General features: G+C 57.2%; 16 protein-coding genes and 1 tRNA gene. 11 read left to right on the plus strand and 6 right to left on the minus strand.

The genetic code is table 11. From position 1 onward, the window contains the following. Positions 1–1338, minus strand: coding sequence for an MFS transporter (locus AC097O_RS11090; protein ID WP_315184895.1), 1338 nt, complete (start codon positions 1336–1338; stop codon positions 1–3). A gap of 157 nt (positions 1339–1495) precedes the next feature. Between AC097O_RS11090 and cyoA the strand changes: the two genes are divergently transcribed. The 7 genes from cyoA to AC097O_RS11125 all read left to right on the plus strand — a co-directional run bounded on the left by cyoA (position 1496) and on the right by AC097O_RS11125 (position 8338). After that, positions 1496–2566, plus strand: coding sequence for a ubiquinol oxidase subunit II (gene cyoA, locus AC097O_RS11095; protein ID WP_479592830.1), 1071 nt, complete (start codon positions 1496–1498; stop codon positions 2564–2566). 89 nt (positions 2567–2655) lie between these two features. Further along, complete coding sequence (gene cyoB / locus AC097O_RS11100) at positions 2656–4659, plus strand: cytochrome o ubiquinol oxidase subunit I (protein WP_479592831.1); 2004 nt, start codon at positions 2656–2658, stop codon at positions 4657–4659. Continuing rightward, on the plus strand, positions 4652–5290 hold the full coding sequence (gene cyoC / locus AC097O_RS11105) for a cytochrome o ubiquinol oxidase subunit III (RefSeq protein WP_479592832.1): 639 nt from the start codon (positions 4652–4654) through the stop codon (positions 5288–5290). The genes cyoB and cyoC overlap by 8 nt, the downstream gene beginning before the upstream one ends. Next, positions 5290–5691 (plus strand): cytochrome o ubiquinol oxidase subunit IV, encoded by a 402-nt coding sequence (gene cyoD, locus AC097O_RS11110; RefSeq protein WP_479592833.1) that lies wholly within the window; start codon positions 5290–5292, stop codon positions 5689–5691. The genes cyoC and cyoD overlap by 1 nt, the downstream gene beginning before the upstream one ends. A 74-nt stretch (positions 5692–5765) precedes the next feature. Further along, entirely contained in the window at positions 5766–6497 is a 732-nt protein-coding gene (locus AC097O_RS11115) for an SURF1 family protein (RefSeq protein ID WP_479592834.1), read from the plus strand. After that, complete coding sequence (locus tag AC097O_RS11120) at positions 6481–7803, plus strand: ATP-binding protein (RefSeq protein WP_479592835.1); 1323 nt, start codon at positions 6481–6483, stop codon at positions 7801–7803. Before AC097O_RS11115 ends, AC097O_RS11120 begins: the two co-directional genes overlap by 17 nt. Then, entirely contained in the window at positions 7793–8338 is a 546-nt protein-coding gene (locus AC097O_RS11125) for a response regulator transcription factor (protein WP_479592836.1), read from the plus strand. The genes AC097O_RS11120 and AC097O_RS11125 overlap by 11 nt, the downstream gene beginning before the upstream one ends. A gap of 83 nt (positions 8339–8421) precedes the next feature. Here AC097O_RS11125 and AC097O_RS11130 read toward each other — a convergent pair. The 5 genes from AC097O_RS11130 to tolB all read right to left on the minus strand — a co-directional run bounded on the left by AC097O_RS11130 (position 8422) and on the right by tolB (position 12123). After that, positions 8422–8497, minus strand: a tRNA-Lys gene (locus AC097O_RS11130). A 35-nt stretch (positions 8498–8532) separates the two neighbouring features. Beyond that, a complete protein-coding gene (locus AC097O_RS11135; RefSeq protein WP_479592920.1) occupies positions 8533–9261 on the minus strand; it encodes a tRNA threonylcarbamoyladenosine dehydratase in 729 nt (242 codons plus the stop codon). Positions 9262–9426: 165 nt separating this feature from the next. Next, positions 9427–10230 carry a tol-pal system protein YbgF gene (gene ybgF, locus AC097O_RS11140; RefSeq protein WP_479592837.1) on the minus strand — a complete coding sequence of 268 codons (804 nt, stop codon included), beginning with the start codon at positions 10228–10230 and terminating at the stop codon, positions 9427–9429. Further along, positions 10227–10772, minus strand: a complete 546-nt coding sequence (pal, locus tag AC097O_RS11145) for a peptidoglycan-associated lipoprotein Pal (RefSeq protein ID WP_315184911.1) — start codon at positions 10770–10772, stop codon at positions 10227–10229. The genes ybgF and pal overlap by 4 nt, the downstream gene beginning before the upstream one ends. Before the next feature lie 49 nt (positions 10773–10821). Then, positions 10822–12123 carry a Tol-Pal system beta propeller repeat protein TolB gene (gene tolB / locus AC097O_RS11150; RefSeq protein ID WP_479592838.1) on the minus strand — a complete coding sequence of 434 codons (1302 nt, stop codon included), beginning with the start codon at positions 12121–12123 and terminating at the stop codon, positions 10822–10824. Between the two features lie 13 nt (positions 12124–12136). On the opposite strand from tolB, the gene AC097O_RS11155 reads away from it, so the two are divergent. The 4 genes from AC097O_RS11155 (at position 12137) to AC097O_RS11170 (ending at position 17251) form a co-directional block, all read left to right on the plus strand. Continuing rightward, on the plus strand, positions 12137–12901 hold the full coding sequence (locus AC097O_RS11155) for a glycosyltransferase family 2 protein (protein ID WP_479592839.1): 765 nt from the start codon (positions 12137–12139) through the stop codon (positions 12899–12901). Between the two features lie 81 nt (positions 12902–12982). Next, positions 12983–14755, plus strand: a complete 1773-nt coding sequence (gene msbA / locus AC097O_RS11160; RefSeq protein ID WP_479592840.1) for a lipid A export permease/ATP-binding protein MsbA — start codon at positions 12983–12985, stop codon at positions 14753–14755. Positions 14756–14783: 28 nt separating this feature from the next. After that, positions 14784–15860, plus strand: coding sequence for a glycosyltransferase family 9 protein (locus tag AC097O_RS11165; protein ID WP_479592841.1), 1077 nt, complete (start codon positions 14784–14786; stop codon positions 15858–15860). Positions 15861–15934: 74 nt separating this feature from the next. Further along, positions 15935–17251: an O-antigen ligase family protein gene (locus AC097O_RS11170; RefSeq protein ID WP_479592842.1), complete on the plus strand. Its 1317-nt coding sequence runs from the start codon at positions 15935–15937 to the stop codon at positions 17249–17251.

A 17251-nucleotide genomic window follows, 5' to 3' on the forward strand; every position in this document is an offset into this window, starting at 1 on the left:
CTATTCGCGCAACTCCATGCTCCGGTTGACCCGCAGCGCCACCAAGGTGCAGATCGCCCCCGACAGCAGGTAAATGCTGACGTATGCCAGTCCGAAATGGGCCGACAAACCCAGGGCGACCAGGGGCGCAAAAGCCGCACCAATCAGCCAGGCAAAATCCGATGTCAAAGCGGCGCCGGTGTACCGGTACTGGGGCTCGAAGTTGGAGCTCACCGCACCCGCAGCCTGGCCGTAGGACAGGCCCAGCAAGGCAAATCCGACCAGAATGAACACGTTCTGCCGGAAGGGTTCACCGTCCAACAGCATGGGCGCGAACAGGCTGAAAATGCCAATCAGCACCGCCAAGCTGCCCAGCGTGCTACGCCGCCCCACCCGGTCTGCAATCAAGCCGGAGGCAATGATGCCCAGCATGGCTACCGCTGCACCGACCATCTGGACGATCAACACGTCGGCGACGGGCTGCGTGGCGTACAAGGTGATCCAGGACAGCGGGAAAACCGTCACCAAATGGAAGAGTGCGTAGCTGGCCAGCGCGGCAAAGGCCCCGATCAACAGGTTGCTGCCCTGTGCCTGCACCAGGTCGCCCACACGGCTGGGCTCCAGCTTGTGCTCATTGAGCAAATGGTCGTATTCGTCGGTCACCACCAGGCGCAGGCGGGCAAACAGCGCCACCACGTTGATGGCAAAAGCCACGTAAAACGGATAGCGCCAGCCCCAGTCCATAAAGTCCACAGGCCACAGGCTGGAATGCAAGAACAGGAACAGGCCGCTGGCCACAATGAAACCGATGGGCGCGCCCAGTTGGGGAATCATGGCGTACCAGCCACGGCGATTCTTGGGGGCATTCAATGCCAGCAGCGAAGGCAGGCCGTCCCAGGATCCACCGAGCGCAATGCCTTGCAGGAAACGCAGTATCGACAGCAGTACGATGGAGGTGAAGCCCAGGCTGGCGTAGCCCGGTAAAAAGGCAATCCCCACCGTGGCGATGCCCAGCAAAAATAGCGACCCGGTCAGTTTGGCACCGCGTCCCCAGCGCCGCTGGATGGCCATGAAGGCCACCGTTCCGATGGGCCGCGCGATAAACGCAAACGAGAAGATCACGAACGAGTACAACGTGCCGTCGAGACGACTCTCGAACGGGAAAAATATCTCGGGGAACACCAGCACCGAGGCGATGCCGTAGACGAAATAGTCAAAGTACTCGGAGGCCCGCCCAATGATCACACCGATGGCGATTTCACCGGGTGCTATCTTGGAGTGGTCTGCAACGGAAGCCCTCGCGTCCCGCTCAAAGGAGGGTGGTGCAACAGCGGCGGTTTCATGATTAATGCTGGACATCATGTTTGCTCGTGATTCGGAGGTTGTAATATACAGACGCTGCGGGACAACACAGCCAAGAGAATGATGCCATAGGACAAAACGCCCTACCCCCATCGCCCACGAATAAACGTAAATTTCATACACTATGCGTTCACGTCATCTCACACTGTCCAGCATGCCCTCCTTCAAAAATCTACGCGGATTGCTCCTGGTACCAGCCCTCGTTTTACTGGCTGGATGCAACGCTGTACTGCTGAATCCATCCGGCGATGTGGCCATGCAGCAACGCGATCTGATCATCGTGTCCACAATCCTGATGCTGCTGATCATCGTGCCCGTGATTGCATTGACCCTGTTGTTTGCCTGGCGCTACCGCAAGTCCAACACCAAGGCCACTTATGACCCCGAATGGCACCACTCCACACAGCTGGAACTGGTGATTTGGGCGGCCCCGCTGTTGATCATCATTGCCTTGGGTGCCATCACCTGGATCAGCACCCACACACTGGACCCATACCGCCCACTGCAACGTATCGATGCAAATCGCGATGTGATTCCAGGCACTGCGCCGTTGGTGGTGGAAGTTGTTGCACTGGACTGGAAGTGGCTATTCATCTACCCAGAGCTGGGCATTGCCACGGTCAACGAACTGGCCGCTCCGGTCGATCGGCCGATTGCTTTCAAGATCACCTCTTCTTCGATCATGAATTCATTTTTCATCCCCACATTGGCCGGGCAAATCTATGCCATGCCGGGCATGGAAACCAAGCTGCATGCTGTGATAAACAAACCAGGCCAATATGAAGGTTTCTCGGCTAATTACAGTGGGGCTGGTTTCTCTGGTATGCGCTTCAAGTTCCTGGGCATGAGTACCGAGGACTTTGAAGCCTGGGCCAAAGCAGCCAAAGCAGGTGGTGGGGAGTTGAACCGTGAAGGCTATATGCAGTTATCTCAGCCCAGCGAACGCGACCCGGTCCGTAAGTACGCAACGGTGGCACCGGATTTGTACGATGCCATTTTGAACCGCTGTGTAGAACCCAACCGCATGTGCATGAAAGACATGATGGCCATTGATGCCAGCGGCGGACAAGGCAAGCCAGGTGCGTACAACATCGCCTCCATGGACACGGAAACCCGCAAACGTTTAGGTATTGACGGCACCCCAGCACGCACTTATGTGGGAGCCATGTGCACGGTTGACAACCCCACCGGTGCCGCTCCTGTGTCTGCTGCACTGCCTAGCTGAGTTTCTCTAGCCAAACCATTTTTTTAATCCGCGCCGCTCACTACGGCATTTCGGCCTGCGCCGTATCATTTTTGGCATCCGGAATAACGATGTTCGACAACCTCGACCTTACGAAGCTTATATTTGGCCGCCTCACCTGGGAGGCGATTCCACTCCACGAACCGATCCTGATCGCAACATTTATCGCGGTTGTGCTCGGGGGCGTGGCACTGGTGGGGGCCCTTACCTATTTCAAAATGTGGGGCTACCTGTGGAGCGAGTGGTTCACCAGCATCGACCACAAAAAAATCGGCATCATGTACATGATTCTCGGTTTGGTGATGATGATGCGCGGTTTTGCCGATGCATTGATGATGCGCCTGCAGCAATCCATGGCGTTTGGCGATTCGCAAGGATTCCTGCCTCCCCACCACTACGACCAGGTCTTTACGGCACACGGCGTGATCATGATTTTCTTCGTGGCCATGCCCTTCGTGACCGGCCTGATGAACTATGTGCTGCCCCTGCAAATCGGTGCACGTGACGTGGCGTTTCCGTTCCTGAACAACTTCAGTTTTTGGATGACAGCTGGCGGCGCGGGCCTGACGATGGTGTCATTGTTCATCGGTGAATATGCCAAAACGGGCTGGTTGGCTTACCCACCACTCTCCGGCATTTTGTACAGCCCCGACCCGGGGGTGGACTACTACATCTGGTCCTTGCAGATTGCTGGCGTTGGCACCTTGTTGTCGGGCATCAATCTGCTGGCCACGATTGTCAAAATGCGTGCGCCGGGCATGGGTCTGATGAAAATGCCGGTTTTTGCATGGACCGCTTTGTGCACCAATGTGCTGATCGTCATGGCCTTCCCGGTGCTCACCGCGGTGCTGGGTCTGCTGTCCTTGGACCGCTACGTGGGCACCAATTTCTTCACCAATGATTTTGGCGGCAACGCCATGATGTACGTGAACCTGATATGGATCTGGGGCCATCCCGAGGTTTACATCCTGATACTGCCAATTTTTGGCGTGTTCTCTGAAGTCGTGGCCACTTTCTCCAGCAAACGCCTGTTTGGTTACGCATCCATGGTGTACGCGACCGTCGTGATCACCATCCTGTCGTACCTGGTGTGGCTGCACCACTTCTTCACCATGGGCTCTGGAGCCAGCGTGAATTCGTTCTTTGGTATTACCACCATGATCATCTCCATCCCCACCGGGGCCAAGATTTTCAACTGGCTGTTCACCATGTACCGGGGCCGCATCCGCTTTGAAGTTCCGATGCTGTGGACCATGGGCTTCATGGTGACCTTCACCATCGGCGGCATGACCGGTGTATTGTTGGCGGTACCACCAGCAGATTTCGTATTGCACAACAGCCTGTTCCTGATTGCGCACTTTCACAACGTGATCATTGGCGGCGTGGTGTTCGGTACCTTTGCCGGCATTACCTACTGGTATCCCAAGGCATTCGGCTACAAGCTGGACTCATTCTGGGGCAAGTGCTCTTTCTGGTTCTGGTGCATCGGCTTCTACTTTGCCTTTATGCCGCTGTATGTATTGGGCCTGATGGGCGTGACCCGCCGTATGAGTAAATTTGAAGATCCGTCCTTGCAAATATGGTTCGTGATCGCTGCATTTGGTGCCTTCCTGATTGCCATCGGTATCGCCTGCTTCCTGATTACGCTGGTCGTGAGCTACATCCGACGCGACTCCCTGCGCGACACCACCGGCGACCCTTGGGATGCGCGTACCCTGGAGTGGTCTACTTCGTCGCCGCCCCCCCCCTACAACTTTGCTTTCACGCCCCGCGTCCACGACCTTGATGCGTGGTGGGACATGAAAAAATACGGCTATGTGCGGCCTCTGGCTGGCTTCATTCCTATCCACATGCCCAAAAACACCGCCGCTGGCGTAGTGATTGCTGGCATCAGCACACTGTTGGGTTTTGCCCTGATCTGGCACATGTGGTTGCTGGCAGGTATTTCTTTTGTGGCTGTCGTGGTGGCCTGTATCGTCCACACGTTCAACTACAAACGTGACTACTACATTCCTGCCGCCGATGTCGTGCGGACCGAAGCAGCGCGCACCCAACTACTCGCAAGCCATGCCTGAAATGACCGCCCACTCTGTCCACGGCACCGCCAGCGTGCCTAGCAATATGCAGTTCTACGAAACCACGGAACAGCACCCCGAAAACGGCACCCTGCTGGGCTTCTGGTTGTACCTGATGAGCGACTGCCTCATCTTTGCCTGCCTGTTTGCGGTGTATGCCGTACTGGGTCGCAGCTATGCCGCAGGGCCTTCGGGTGCGGACCTGTTCGATCTGCCACTGGTGGCACTGAACACGTCCATGCTGTTGCTCTCCAGCATTACCTATGGTTTTGCCATGCTGGAGATGCAACGTAAGCGCCTCAACCCGACCATTGGCTGGTTGGTCGTTACAGGTCTTTTGGGAGCTGCGTTCATAGGCTTGGAACTGTATGAATTTGCGCACCTGATCCATGAAGGCGCGGGTCCCCAGCGCAGCGCATTCTTGTCTGCCTTCTTTGCACTGGTAGGTACGCACGGACTGCACGTGTTGTTCGGCATCGTCTGGCTCATCACCCTGGTGTTCCAGTTGAAGAAGCACGGCCTCATTCCTGCAAACCGCCGCCGCCTGATGTGCCTATCGATGTTCTGGCACTTCCTGGATGTGGTCTGGATTGGCGTATTCACCTTTGTTTATCTGATGGGAGTGCTGTGATGGGCGCGCATACTGAACACCACGGTGGCCACGACGACCACAGCCATGACCACGAGCATGGCGACTCTGGCAGCCATAGCACCCTGAAAGGCTATGTCACCGGCTTTGTGCTTGCCGTGATCCTGACCGTCATCCCTTTCTGGCTGGTCATGGGCAAGGTTTTTGCCAACCCCAACCTGACGGCCTTGGTTATCTTGGGCATTGCCGCCGTGCAAATTGTGGTCCACATGGTTTACTTTTTGCACATGAACAGCAAGCTCGAAGGCGGCTGGTCTTTGCTGGCACTCATCTTCACGCTGATGCTGCTGGTCATCATGTTGGCAGGCTCCATCTGGGTGATGTACCACTTGAACGCCAACATGATGCCGGTGTCGGCGCATGACATGAAGAACATGCCTTGAACTTAGTTTCTCCCAAGTCCACGGCAGCAAATTCAGGCCCACAGCATGTGGGCCTTTTACTTTTTTTGGCTGCCGTGGTTTTTACAACATTTGCTGCACTGGGAACCTGGCAAGTACAGCGGCTTTTCTGGAAACAGGCCCTGATAGCACAGGTCGACCAGCGCGTGCATGCCAAAGAAGTCGCTGCCCCCACGCCGGACCAGTGGCCACAGCTCACCGCGTCCAATGCCGAATACCGGCGTGTCCGTATGGATGGCGTATTCATGTCGGGGCAAGACACCCTGGTGCAGGCCGTCACAGGGCGCGGCAGTGGCTTCTGGGTCATGACACCGCTGCGCCTTCCCGATGACACGGTGGTACTGGTCAATCGCGGATTCGTACCGCCCGAAGCCACCCGTACCATCGCACCGCCCAGCACCGATGCCCAACAGAGGTCCACCGTGACAGGCTTGTTGCGCATGAGCCAGCCCGACGGTGCCTTTTTGCGCAAGAACGATCCGCAAAACCAGCGCTGGTATTCTCGCGATGTTCAGGCGATTGCCAAAGCCAAGGGCTTGGGCCTGGTCGCACCTTACTTTGTGGATGCCGATGCATCTGCCGCGCCATCGGCTGGGACGATAGCCAACAGCACCCCCGTGGGGGGATTGACGGTAATCGTTTTCCACAACAACCATCTGGTATACGCTCTGACTTGGTACACGTTGGCGGCCATGGTGGCGGGTGCGGCATGGTATTTTTCGCGCCCGGCGCGGCGGCGGCTCGCCCACACCATGGACAAGGAAATAGATCGTGCAGCAGGCGACTAAGCCCGCGCCATCCCTGGGTCTGCGCCTGGACGATGCCACGGGCCGCAAGAATATGCACCAGCTGGTGCAACTGCGCTGGATCGCCGTGGTAGGGCAGATCGCCACGATTCTGATCGTCCACTTTGGCCTGGACATCCCCCTCCCCCTGGGCTCCATGTTCATGCTGCTGGGAGGCTTGGCCATCTTCAACGCCGCCAGCCTGCTCCGCGCCAAAATGTTCCATGAAGTCAGCAATGGCGAGCTGTTCTTCGCGCTGCTGGTCGATGTGGGCATGCTCACCGCCCAGCTCTACCTCAGCGGAGGCGCCACCAATCCATTTGCTTTTCTGTACCTGCTCCAGGTCACGCTGGGCGCGGTGCTGCTGCAAGCCTGGTCCACCTGGACCATGGTGGGCATTACCGCTGCATGCTTTGCCGGTCTGGCCCGCTTCGGTGAGCCCCTGGCCCTGCCCATCGACCACGATCGCGGCCTGCACAGCCCCTACGTGCTGGGCATGCTGATCTGCTTTGTGCTCAACGCCGCCTTGCTGGTGATCTTTATCACGCGCATCGGTCGCAACCTGCGCGCCCGCGACAGCCGCCTGGCCGACCTGCGCCAGCGCGCCGCAGAAGAAGAGCACATCGTGCGCATCGGGCTGCTAGCATCGGGCGCGGCCCACGAACTCGGCACGCCGCTTGCCACTCTGGCCGTGATCTTGGGTGACTGGCGGCACATGCAACCCTTCACCGACGACCCCGAACTCCTGCACGAAATCGACGAAATGCAAAACCAGCTGCTGCGCTGCAAAGCCATTGTCAGCAACACCTTGTTGTCTGCGGGCGAGGCACGTGGCGAGTCTTCGGCCAAAACCACCATTTGCGGCTTCCTGAACGATCTGGTCGAAGAATGGCGCTCCACACGCCCGGTCTATGCCTTTGCCTACACCAACAACTTTGGCCAGGACCTGCCCATGGTGTCCGACCTCGCGCTCAAACAGATGGTCTACAACGTGTTGGACAACGCGCTGGATGCCTCCCCGCGCTGGATACAGCTGCAAGCTGGCCGGGAAGCCGACGCGCTGACGCTGACCGTCACCGACGAAGGCCCGGGCTTTGCGCCCACCATACTGGCGCATTTCGGCAAACCCTTTCAGTCCAGCAAAGGGCGCACCGGGGGCGGGCTGGGGCTGTATCTGGTGTTAAACGTCGCCCGTACACTGGGCGGTAATGTCACGGCGTGCAACCGCCCAGAAGGCGGTGCTGTCGTCAAAATCACCCTGCCGCTTTCGGCTATCGCCATTGAAGAGGCCGTGGCCCATGCCGGTTGAGTCCACCGAACGCCTGCTGCTCATCGTGGAAGACGATGCCGCATTTGCCCGCACGCTAGGCCGCTCTTTTGAACGGCGCGGCTACACCGTCCTGCTCGCCACCAGCCTGGAAGCCGTCGGCACCTTGCTGCAAAATCGCACGCCCAGCTATGCGGTGGTGGACCTCAAGCTCAACGGTGACGCCTCCGGCCTGGCTTGCGTACAGACATTGCATCTGCACAACCCTGGCATGCTGATCGTGGTGTTGACCGGTTTCGCCAGCATTGCCACCGCCGTGGAGTCCATCAAGCTCGGTGCCTGCCACTACCTGGCCAAACCCTCCAACACCGACGATATCGAGGCTGCTTTTGGTCGCGCGGCGGGCAACGTGGAGGTACAGCTCACCAACCGGGCTACCTCCATCAAAACGCTGGAATGGGAGCGTATCCACGAGATGCTGGCAGAAACCGGTTTTAATATTTCAGAGACGGCGCGCCGCCTGGGCATGCACCGCCGCACCTTGGCGCGCAAGCTGGAAAAGCAACAAGTGAAATAAGGGGCAAACTACCCACGCAGCCCTGCATAAGGTGCAAATAGAAAAAGCCCGCTATTTATTCAATAGCGGGCTTTTCAGCATACTGGTGGGACGTGCGGGGGTCGAACCCACGACAAACGGATTAAAAGTCCGCTGCTCTACCAACTGAGCTAACGTCCCGGCTTGGTGTTTTCACACTGCAGCGCAGCCTCAAATTATAGCGTGGTTTTGACGCTCTTTTCAATAGCGATTGCCAATTGATCCAAAATCCATCCGGCTGCACATTGCCCGAAAGTAGCCGTCACGCTTACGACCGATCCATAGCCGTGGCAATTCAGGCTGCCGTCGCCCTCGATGGCGCAGGATGCGTCGGGCGGCATCACGGCTTCGCGGCTGAAGACGCAGGCCACGCCGATTTTTTTGCCCTCTTTGGGCGCAGCGTGCTCTTTGCGCAAGCGGTAGCGCAGTTGGGCCAACAAGGGGTCGTGGGTGGTGAGCGACAGGTCGTCGATATCGACCTTGTGCGCATGGCGTTTGCCACCGGCGGCACCCACGGAGATGAAGCAGGTGCGCGTCTGGCGGGCCCAGGCGGCCATGGCGGTTTTGGCTTTCACCTGGTCGCAGGCATCCACCACCGCATCCACACCCGGCGGCAACAATTGGGGCCAGTTGGCAGGCTCTACGAAGTCTTCGATGCAGTCCACCACACAGGTCGGGTTGATGTGGGCAATACGGTCGCGCATGGCGAGCACCTTGGCCTGGCCAACGGTGGAGTCCAGGGCGTGGATCTGCCGGTTGATGTTGGATTCGGAAACATGGTCGAGATCGATCAGCGTCAGCCGCCCCACCCCGCTGCGGGCCAAGGCCTCCACCGTCCAGGAGCCCACGCCGCCAATGCCGACCACTGCCACATGCGCGGCCCGGATACGCGCTGCGCCAACCATGCCGTAAAGGCGCTCCAGCCCGCCGAAACGGCGCGCCACATCGGCAGCTGGGGAAGCGTCTTGCTCTACAGAAGAATTATGCAAAAAATATACCTCTAGCGCTTATTCCATAAGCACGAGCAGCTATTAAATAGATAGCAATCAGCATCCCGTAGGTACAGACGCTTATTTAAGTTTGGACAACCGGTCTTTGGCTGCGGACGCGGCTTCGGACTGGGGATAGGCCTTGACCAAGTCTTCCAGCGTTTTGCGCGCGGCCCGGCTATCTTTCAGCTCCATCTGGCAGTTGGCGATCGACAGCGCAGCTTCTGGCGCGCGGGCATGGTCGGGCGCGGTTGTCAGCATGGCGCGGAAATTGGCGACTGCACTTTTGTAGTCCTTGTTGGCGTACTGGGCATTACCCAACCAGAACAAGGCCGATGGGCCGTAGCCGCTCTTGGGGTATCGTTTGACGAAACCCATGAAGCCGGTCTGCGCAGCAGCGAAGTCTCCAGTGCGAAACACGGCCAATGCGGCATCAAAATCGCGCACTTCGGCGGGGTCGGCGGTGAACTCCTTGCCATCCACGGTGACCTTGGCGGGCTCGAATTTACGCAGGCGTTCTTCCACCCCTTGCGCCTGGTCCTTCAGGCGGCGTTGCACCTCGGCCAGGTCGCGTGCCAGTTGTTCGTCCAGGCCACGCTGCTTGGCCAGGTCGGCGCGCAGGTTGTCGATCTGGCTTTGCAGGTCTAACAGGCTGCGGCGCAACTGGCCGTTGTCGTCGGTAGCGCGGCGCAGTTCTTCTGCCAATTTCTGGTTGGCGGATTCGGCCGCCAGGCGGCTGCTGTCCACACGCTGGCGCAAGTCCAGAATGGCTTTGCGGGCCTCGTCGTCATCGAACACCCCGGCCTGGGCGCTGGATGCTAGCAGCATCCAGCAGCCCAACGCCAGAGCGACAGGGCGCAGGCTGGGCAGGGTGATTCGGCTCATCGGTAGCTGATCTCCGCGCGGCGGTTCTTGGCCATGGCGGCTTCATCACTGCCTTGTACCGCAGGCTTTTCTTTACCGAAACTCACGGCCTCCAACTGGCTGTCGGCCACACCCAGCAAGCCGAGGGCTCGGCGCACGGACTCGGCGCGCTTTTGGCCCAGGGCCAGGTTGTATTCACGACCACCGCGGTCATCGGTATGGCCTTCAACCATCGCGCGGCGGGCTTTGTCGGCCTTCAGGTAACGGGCATTGGCATCGATGACGGTTTGGTCATCGGGTTTGACGGCGTAGCTGTCGTAGTCGAAGTACACGATACGGCCACTGCTGGGGCCAGTGGCCACCGAGTTCGACGATGACAAGTCCACCGGTGTCACGCCGCTCTTGGTGGTGCCCGCCGTGCTGCCGCCGTCCGCCCCCATGGTGCCAGACTGGGTTACACCGGCACCGCTTTTGTCGACCACGGGCACGTCGTCCAACTTCACACCCGAGGCACAACCGGCCAGAACGGCGGTCAATGACAGTGCCCACATTAAATTTTTCATTTGTATTTCCTCGTTGAATGGTACGTGCGTTGTTGGCTATGGCTAAAAATCATGGCTTCAAAAATGGCCCCCAGTCCGGTTCGCGGATGTCGCCCCCCTGGCCCGCCAGGCGGGCCTTGATCTTGCCGTCCAGCGTGCTGGTCATCAGGGCTTCGCGGCCCTGCTGCTGGGTGGCGTAAACCAGCAAACGGCTGTTCGGCGCAAAACTGGGGCTCTCGTCGGAGCTGGTGTCGGTAATGCTGACCACAGTGGAGGTACTAAGTTCCATGACCTGGAGTTTGAAGGCCCCACCGATGCGCGAAATGTAGGCCAGCCAACGGCCATCGGGGCTGATGCTGGGCGAGATGTTGTAGCTGCCCGTAAAGGTCACGCGCTCCGGGTTCCCGCCGCTGCTGGACATGCGGTAGATCTGCGGTGCGCCGCCCCGGTCGCTGACGAAGTAAATGCTGCGTCCGTCTGCAGAGTACTTCGGCTCGGTATCGATGCCGCTGGACTGGGTAAGCCGCCTGGGCTCGCCGCCATTGGCATCTATGCTATAAATTTGGGAGCCGCCATCGCGACTCAACGTAACGGCCAAAGTCCGCCCGTCGGGGGCCCAGGTGGGTGCACTGTTGGAGCCTTTGAAGTTGGCGACCAGGCGGCGCTTGCCGGTGGCCACGTCGTGCACGTAGATAACGGGCTTGCGGGCTTCAAACGAAACGTAGGCCAGTTGCATGCCATTGGGTGACCAGGCCGGGGAGATGATGGACTCCGGGCTGGCCAAGGCGGTCTGGCTGTTTTCGCCATCGGCATCGGCAACCCATAGCGTGTGGCGGGTGCCAGCCTTGGTTACATAGGCAATGCGGGTCGAAAAAATGCCCCGATCGCCGGTGAGTTTTTCGTAGATGAAGTCGGCAATGCGGTGGGCCGACAAGCGCAAATCACCCTGCGGTACGGTATAGCTCTGGCCGCCCAGGTCTTGTCCACGCACCACGTCCCACAGGCGAAAGCGCACGTCATAGCGGCCATCGGCCAGGCGGCTGACACTGCCCGTCACCAGGGAATCCGCCGCCTTTTGCCGCCACAAGGCCACATCAGGCCGGGAGGTTTCGTCCAGGGCTACACCGCTGGCATCCACTGCCCGGAACTGCCCGCTGCGCTCCAGATCGGCTTGCACGATGGCACCGATTTTTTGCGGCGACTGCTCGTCGCCCCGAAAGCCGGCAACGGCAATGGGCAGTTGGGTCAGGCCGATGCCGGAGACTTCCACACGGAACTGGGCCAACGCCGGGCCAACGGCAACGACCAGGGCGCACAGAACGGTAACTTTGCATGCAACACGACGCAGCAAAGTGGATGGGCCAGTTTTCATGGAAAATGCTTGGATGAATAAAGTTACATTGACCGTGATTGTCGCGGCCAAAAATGAGGCGGATCGGATAAAAGCGTGCGTGGATTCTGCATCTTTCGCCGATGAGGTTTTGGTTCTGGATTCGGGAAGTGTAGATGACACTGTAGCCATAGCCCGCGCCGCTGGTGCCACGATCCACAACACCGATTGGCCAGGATACGGGCCTCAGCAACAAAGAGGCATTGACAGGGCCAACAGCGAATGGGTACTGTCTTTGGATGCGGACGAAGTTATCACGGAATCCCTGCGCAACGAGATTCTGGAGGCCATTGGCCTTGCAAAGTTTGATGGCTTTCGCATTCCCCGGCATTCCAGTTTTTGCGGTACTTTCATCGAGCACAGCGGCTGGCGGCCAGACTACACACTGCGACTGGTTCGCAGGCAGCTGGCAGGGTTTACCACCCACTTTTTGCACGCCCACATGACGGTAGATGGAACAACGGGAACTCTACGGTCGCCTATCATCCATTACAGCTACCGGAACCTGGACGACGTACTGGAAAAACTCAACCGTTACTCCAAGGGAGCCGCAATCGATTTGCAGAGCCGAGGTGGTTCATCCAGCCTGACAAAGGCCGTGATGAAAGGCCTGTGGTCGTTTGTAAGAACCTACTTTCTGAAGCAAGGTTTCAGGGATGGCCGCATCGGCTTGGCTCTGGCCATCTATAACAGCCACACCACTTACTATAAGTATTTGCGAATGTGGATGGAGGGTCGGCAGCTCCCTGGTAAACAATGAGCCATCCGCCCAGAGCCTCTCGTGGTGTAGTCCATTTAAGCTGCCAATCTTGTCACCTCCATTTGCCCAGGCAGTCACCTTATGAAAAATGAGCGATCCCAAGGTTTGTTCAACCTGTTGAGGCAAAGCATCCCCCGGTTATCGCCCTACTTTTTCAAAGGCCGACGTTCGGCCTGGATGTTGGTGATCATGGCCACCATCGTTGGCGCTGCCACCGAACCCCTGGTACCCGCCATGCTGAAGCCGCTGCTCGACAACGGCTTTCAAAAAGGTGCGCTGAACCCATGGATGGTGCCGTTGGCCCTGATCGCGGTGTTCGGTCTGCGCGGCCTGGCCAGTTTCCTGGGCGATGTGGCCATGGCCAAAATCACACAGGACGGTCTGGATGCCCTGCGGACATCCATGTTCAGCCGCCTGCTGGATGCCCGCAGCAGCCTGTTTACCCAAAGGACGGCCAGCTCGCTGTCCAACACCATCGTGTACGAAGTCCAAACCGGTGCGGTGATCCTGGTCACCTCGGTCTTGGGCCTGGCCAAAGACAGCATGGTGCTGGTCGCGCTGGTCGCCTATCTGCTGTACCTGAACTGGGAGCTGACGCTGATTTTGGTGGTGCTGTTTCCCGCCGTGGCCTTCGTCACCCGCACGCTCTCGCGCAGGCTCTACCAGATTGCCAAAAGCAGCCAGGGTGCCACCGACGGCCTGGCCTACGTGGTGGAAGAAAACGTCTTGGCACAACGGGTGGTGCGCTTGCATGCTGCTCAGGGCGCTCAAGGCAAACGCTTCCAGTTACTGAGCGAAGGCTTGCGCAGGCTGAATATGAAATCGGCGACCGCGTCTGCAGCGGTCACCCCCATGACCCACATGATGTCGGCCATCGCGCTGTCCAGCGTGATTTGCGTGGCCCTGCTGCAAGGATCCAGCGAGGTCACCGCGGGTGAATTTGCGTCCTACATTACCGCTATGTTGATGCTGATTGCGCCGGTCAAGCGGCTGTCCGACGTGGCCAGCCCAATAACCCGCGGGCTGGCCGCCATGGAGCGGGCACTGGACCTGATCGAGAAAACACCGGTGGAGCCCAGCGGTGACTTCGCAGTGGAGCGGGCACAAGGTCACATTGAATTCCAGTCGGTCAGTGTGCGCTACCGCGACGACGAAACCCGATCGGCCTTGAACCAGGTTTCATTGACCGTTGAGCCAGGTGAAGTGGTTGCGTTGGTCGGGCCATCCGGTTCGGGCAAAACCTCGCTGGTCAATTTGTTGCCGCGATTTGTAACAGCCAGCGCCGGGCATGTTTTGCTGGATGGACACGACATCGCCGAATGGCAGCTGAAAGCCTTGCGTAACCAGTTTGCCATCGTCAACCAGGATGTGATCATGTTCAACGACACACTGGCAGCCAACGTGGCGCTCGGTGAAACGCCCGACCGGGCGAGGGTTGAAGCCTGCTTACGGGCCGCCAACCTGGGCGGATTTCTGGACGAGGCCCCGCAAGGCATCGACACCATGACAGGACACAACGCCACAGAACTTTCCGGTGGACAGCGCCAGCGTTTGGCCATCGCCCGGGCACTGTACAAAGACGCGCCCATTTTGATTTTGGACGAAGCAACCTCGGCGCTGGACACCGAATCAGAGCGCCTGGTACAAGAGGCCCTGCAGCGCCTGATGACCGGCCGCACCACCTTGATCATTGCGCACCGCTTGTCCACTATCGAACACGCCGACCGGGTGGCAGTGCTGGACCAAGGTGAAATCATCGAGATCGGCACGCATGCAGAACTGATCGCCCAGGCGGGGCTCTACGCCCGCTTGCATGCGCTGCAGTTTGGCACGCAGCCCGCCATGGCGGTGTAATGCCGCAACGGATGGCCTGCAGATTTCCATGAAAAAAATACTGGTAGTTGCGACCCGGCAAATTGGCGACGTGCTGCTGACCACGCCCTTGATACACGCCGCTCGCCAGCAATGGCCGGAGGCTGAAATTGATGTGATCGGCCTTGCAGGCACCTTGGGCATGCTCCAGGGCAACCCAGATATCCATGCATTTATCACCACCCAGCCGTCCAAAGGCTGGCGCGACACTCTGGCCGTGCTGAAAACCATCTGGAAGCGTTACGACCTGGCACTGGTAACCCAGCCCAGCGACCGCGCCCACCTGATAGGCTGGGCTGCCAGCCGCCAGCACCGCAGCGGCATTATTCCCGCCCAAAACTCCAGCAACTGGTGGAAAAAGCGTATTTTGAGCCACGTGGTCGTCAGTGAAGGCGATGCCAGCACCGTCCATGTAGTTACCGAAAAGCTGGCGTTGCTGGCTCCCTGGTGCGCGCCCGATGTGCAAGCGGTCCAGGTGCTGCCACCACCCGCACAAGCGCTGCCACCCGACCTGGATGCATTGATTCTCCCCAGCGCCATCGTAGTCCACTCGCCATCCATGTGGCCCTACAAGCAATGGCCGGTAGCGCATTTCCAAGAATTGCTGGTTCGGTTGATCGCCGAAGGCCATCAAATTGTGTTGACTGGCAGTGCAAGTTCCTCCGACCAGGCTTGTATCCAGCAGTTGCGTGGATTGGCACCATCACCCCAACTGGTGGATACCAGTGGCCAGCTCAATTTCAACCAGTTGGTTAGCCTGTTTCGGCGCTCCGGCCTGTATATTGGACCAGACACCTCGGTCACCCATTTGGCCGCAGCTTCCGGTATTCGCGTGTTGGCGATGTTTGGCCCCACCAATCCGGTGCGCTGGGGACCTTGGCCTACCGCGCCGCATATCGCGCAAGCGTATGTGGGGCGGGCAGAGACGCAGACCGTACACAACATCACCTTGCTGCAAAGCACTCTGCCCTGCGTGCCCTGCAGCAAGGCTGGATGCGAAAACCATAACCTAAGCCGAAGCGATTGTTTGTTGGAAATATCTGCATCCCACGTTTTACGCCAAGCACTTGTGATTCAACGCGTTTAACATAAAATTATTAACAAAATATGAAATTCGATGCCATTTAATCATCAATAAATCATAAAATTTAAATTTTTTAGATGCAACCATTGAAATCATCAATAAATAAATTTTTAACAAATTCAAAAATTTATTACGACAAAAATACAACACCCACTAATTCAGACTTTCTATTAATACTTTGCCTTGGCTTGGCGCCACTGCTTTTCTTGAGTGTGCGCAGTTGGACGATTGTATTTTTATTTATATTAATTGGAATTTCGATTACCCATCTAAGGCACCATCATTTTTTAAAATTCACAATAGATGGGAAAAATTCTAGCTATTGGGTAATTGCAGCTTTAGCCTCACCCTTAATTGCAGTAATAGCGGGGCAACTATTCAGAGGAGAACTAAAAATGGGACTCATGGATGGCCCAAGCCGCCCTTTTTTAGCCACCCTCCTTTTCATTTATATTTTACGCAAACCAATTGATTATGTCCGAATTCTTGAATGGTGCATTCCAATATCGCTATTAATTTTAAGCGGATTTCTCGTGGTGCATCCCTACGGTTGGGCCGACATGACAAGTGAGCGGCTTGGTACAGCAGCCATTGACCCACTTACTCTCGGTCAATACACATTATTTATGGCATTTTTTTGCTTGTTAACTTTTAATATTTACGGCAGTGACAGAAACAGCCTTAAACTATTAAAGTTAGCAGGAATTATTACAGGCCTCTGGATTAGCCTTGGCACAGGCTCACGCAGTGCATGGGTTGCAATTCCATTTTTATCTTTACTCTGGATTTTAGGTTCTTTGAAAATAAGACAGTTTAAGAAGATTATTTTTTTTATCGCCTTCTTATGCTTAGTAGCGGCGCTGATCTATGAAATATCACCATTAATTCAAGGGCGCATTGAACTGGCAATTAGTGAATACAGAGATTATTTTCACAATGGAAACAAAGACACCTCCCCAGGAACGCGACTTTCGTTATTGAGAGTTTCCAGCATTTTATTTATCAATAATCCTTTAGCGGGATATGGCGATGCGAATTATCCTTCACTTTCCAGCATTCCATCCATAGCGTCTTTTAACTCCGAACTACTGGAGAGAACCCTGATTAACCATGGCGTGCACAATGAAATACTGCAGAATGCGCTGCGCTCTGGCATTTTTGGACTAGCATCCAGCTTACTAATGTTTGGGGTACCCATTGTCATTTTTTACAGAGGCGTTGATTCAAAGATAGAAGTTATCAGAGCCGCGAGTATTGTCGGCCTCTGCTACATCGGTGCCATGTTCTTCTTTGGCTTAAGCACCGAAACATTTAACATGAAGTACAGCATTTCGTTTTACGCGCTAATGGTGTCCGTTTTAGCAGCCCAAGTGCTGCGCCCCCAACCGGCTTGA

The sequence above is a fragment of the Rhodoferax sp. LS1P39 genome, assembly GCF_056521425.1.

What these genes read in the sequence shown, in the direction of transcription:
- AC097O_RS11090 (WP_315184895.1), bottom strand. Translation starts at nt 1,338, where the DNA reads ATGTCCAGCATTAATCATGAAACCGCCGCTGTTGCACCACCCTCCTTT.
- cyoA (WP_479592830.1), top strand. Translation starts at nt 1,496, where the DNA reads ATGCCCTCCTTCAAAAATCTACGCGGATTGCTCCTGGTACCAGCCCTC.
- cyoB (WP_479592831.1), top strand. Translation starts at nt 2,656, where the DNA reads ATGTTCGACAACCTCGACCTTACGAAGCTTATATTTGGCCGCCTCACC.
- cyoC (WP_479592832.1), top strand. Translation starts at nt 4,652, where the DNA reads ATGCCTGAAATGACCGCCCACTCTGTCCACGGCACCGCCAGCGTGCCT.
- cyoD (WP_479592833.1), top strand. Translation starts at nt 5,290, where the DNA reads ATGGGCGCGCATACTGAACACCACGGTGGCCACGACGACCACAGCCAT.
- AC097O_RS11125 (WP_479592836.1), top strand. Translation starts at nt 7,793, where the DNA reads ATGCCGGTTGAGTCCACCGAACGCCTGCTGCTCATCGTGGAAGACGAT.
- AC097O_RS11135 (WP_479592920.1), bottom strand. Translation starts at nt 9,261, where the DNA reads ATGGTTGGCGCAGCGCGTATCCGGGCCGCGCATGTGGCAGTGGTCGGC.
- ybgF (WP_479592837.1), bottom strand. Translation starts at nt 10,230, where the DNA reads ATGAGCCGAATCACCCTGCCCAGCCTGCGCCCTGTCGCTCTGGCGTTG.
- pal (WP_315184911.1), bottom strand. Translation starts at nt 10,772, where the DNA reads ATGAAAAATTTAATGTGGGCACTGTCATTGACCGCCGTTCTGGCCGGT.
- tolB (WP_479592838.1), bottom strand. Translation starts at nt 12,123, where the DNA reads ATGAAAACTGGCCCATCCACTTTGCTGCGTCGTGTTGCATGCAAAGTT.
- AC097O_RS11155 (WP_479592839.1), top strand. Translation starts at nt 12,137, where the DNA reads ATGAATAAAGTTACATTGACCGTGATTGTCGCGGCCAAAAATGAGGCG.
- msbA (WP_479592840.1), top strand. Translation starts at nt 12,983, where the DNA reads ATGAAAAATGAGCGATCCCAAGGTTTGTTCAACCTGTTGAGGCAAAGC.
- AC097O_RS11165 (WP_479592841.1), top strand. Translation starts at nt 14,784, where the DNA reads ATGAAAAAAATACTGGTAGTTGCGACCCGGCAAATTGGCGACGTGCTG.
- AC097O_RS11170 (WP_479592842.1), top strand. Translation starts at nt 15,935, where the DNA reads ATGCAACCATTGAAATCATCAATAAATAAATTTTTAACAAATTCAAAA.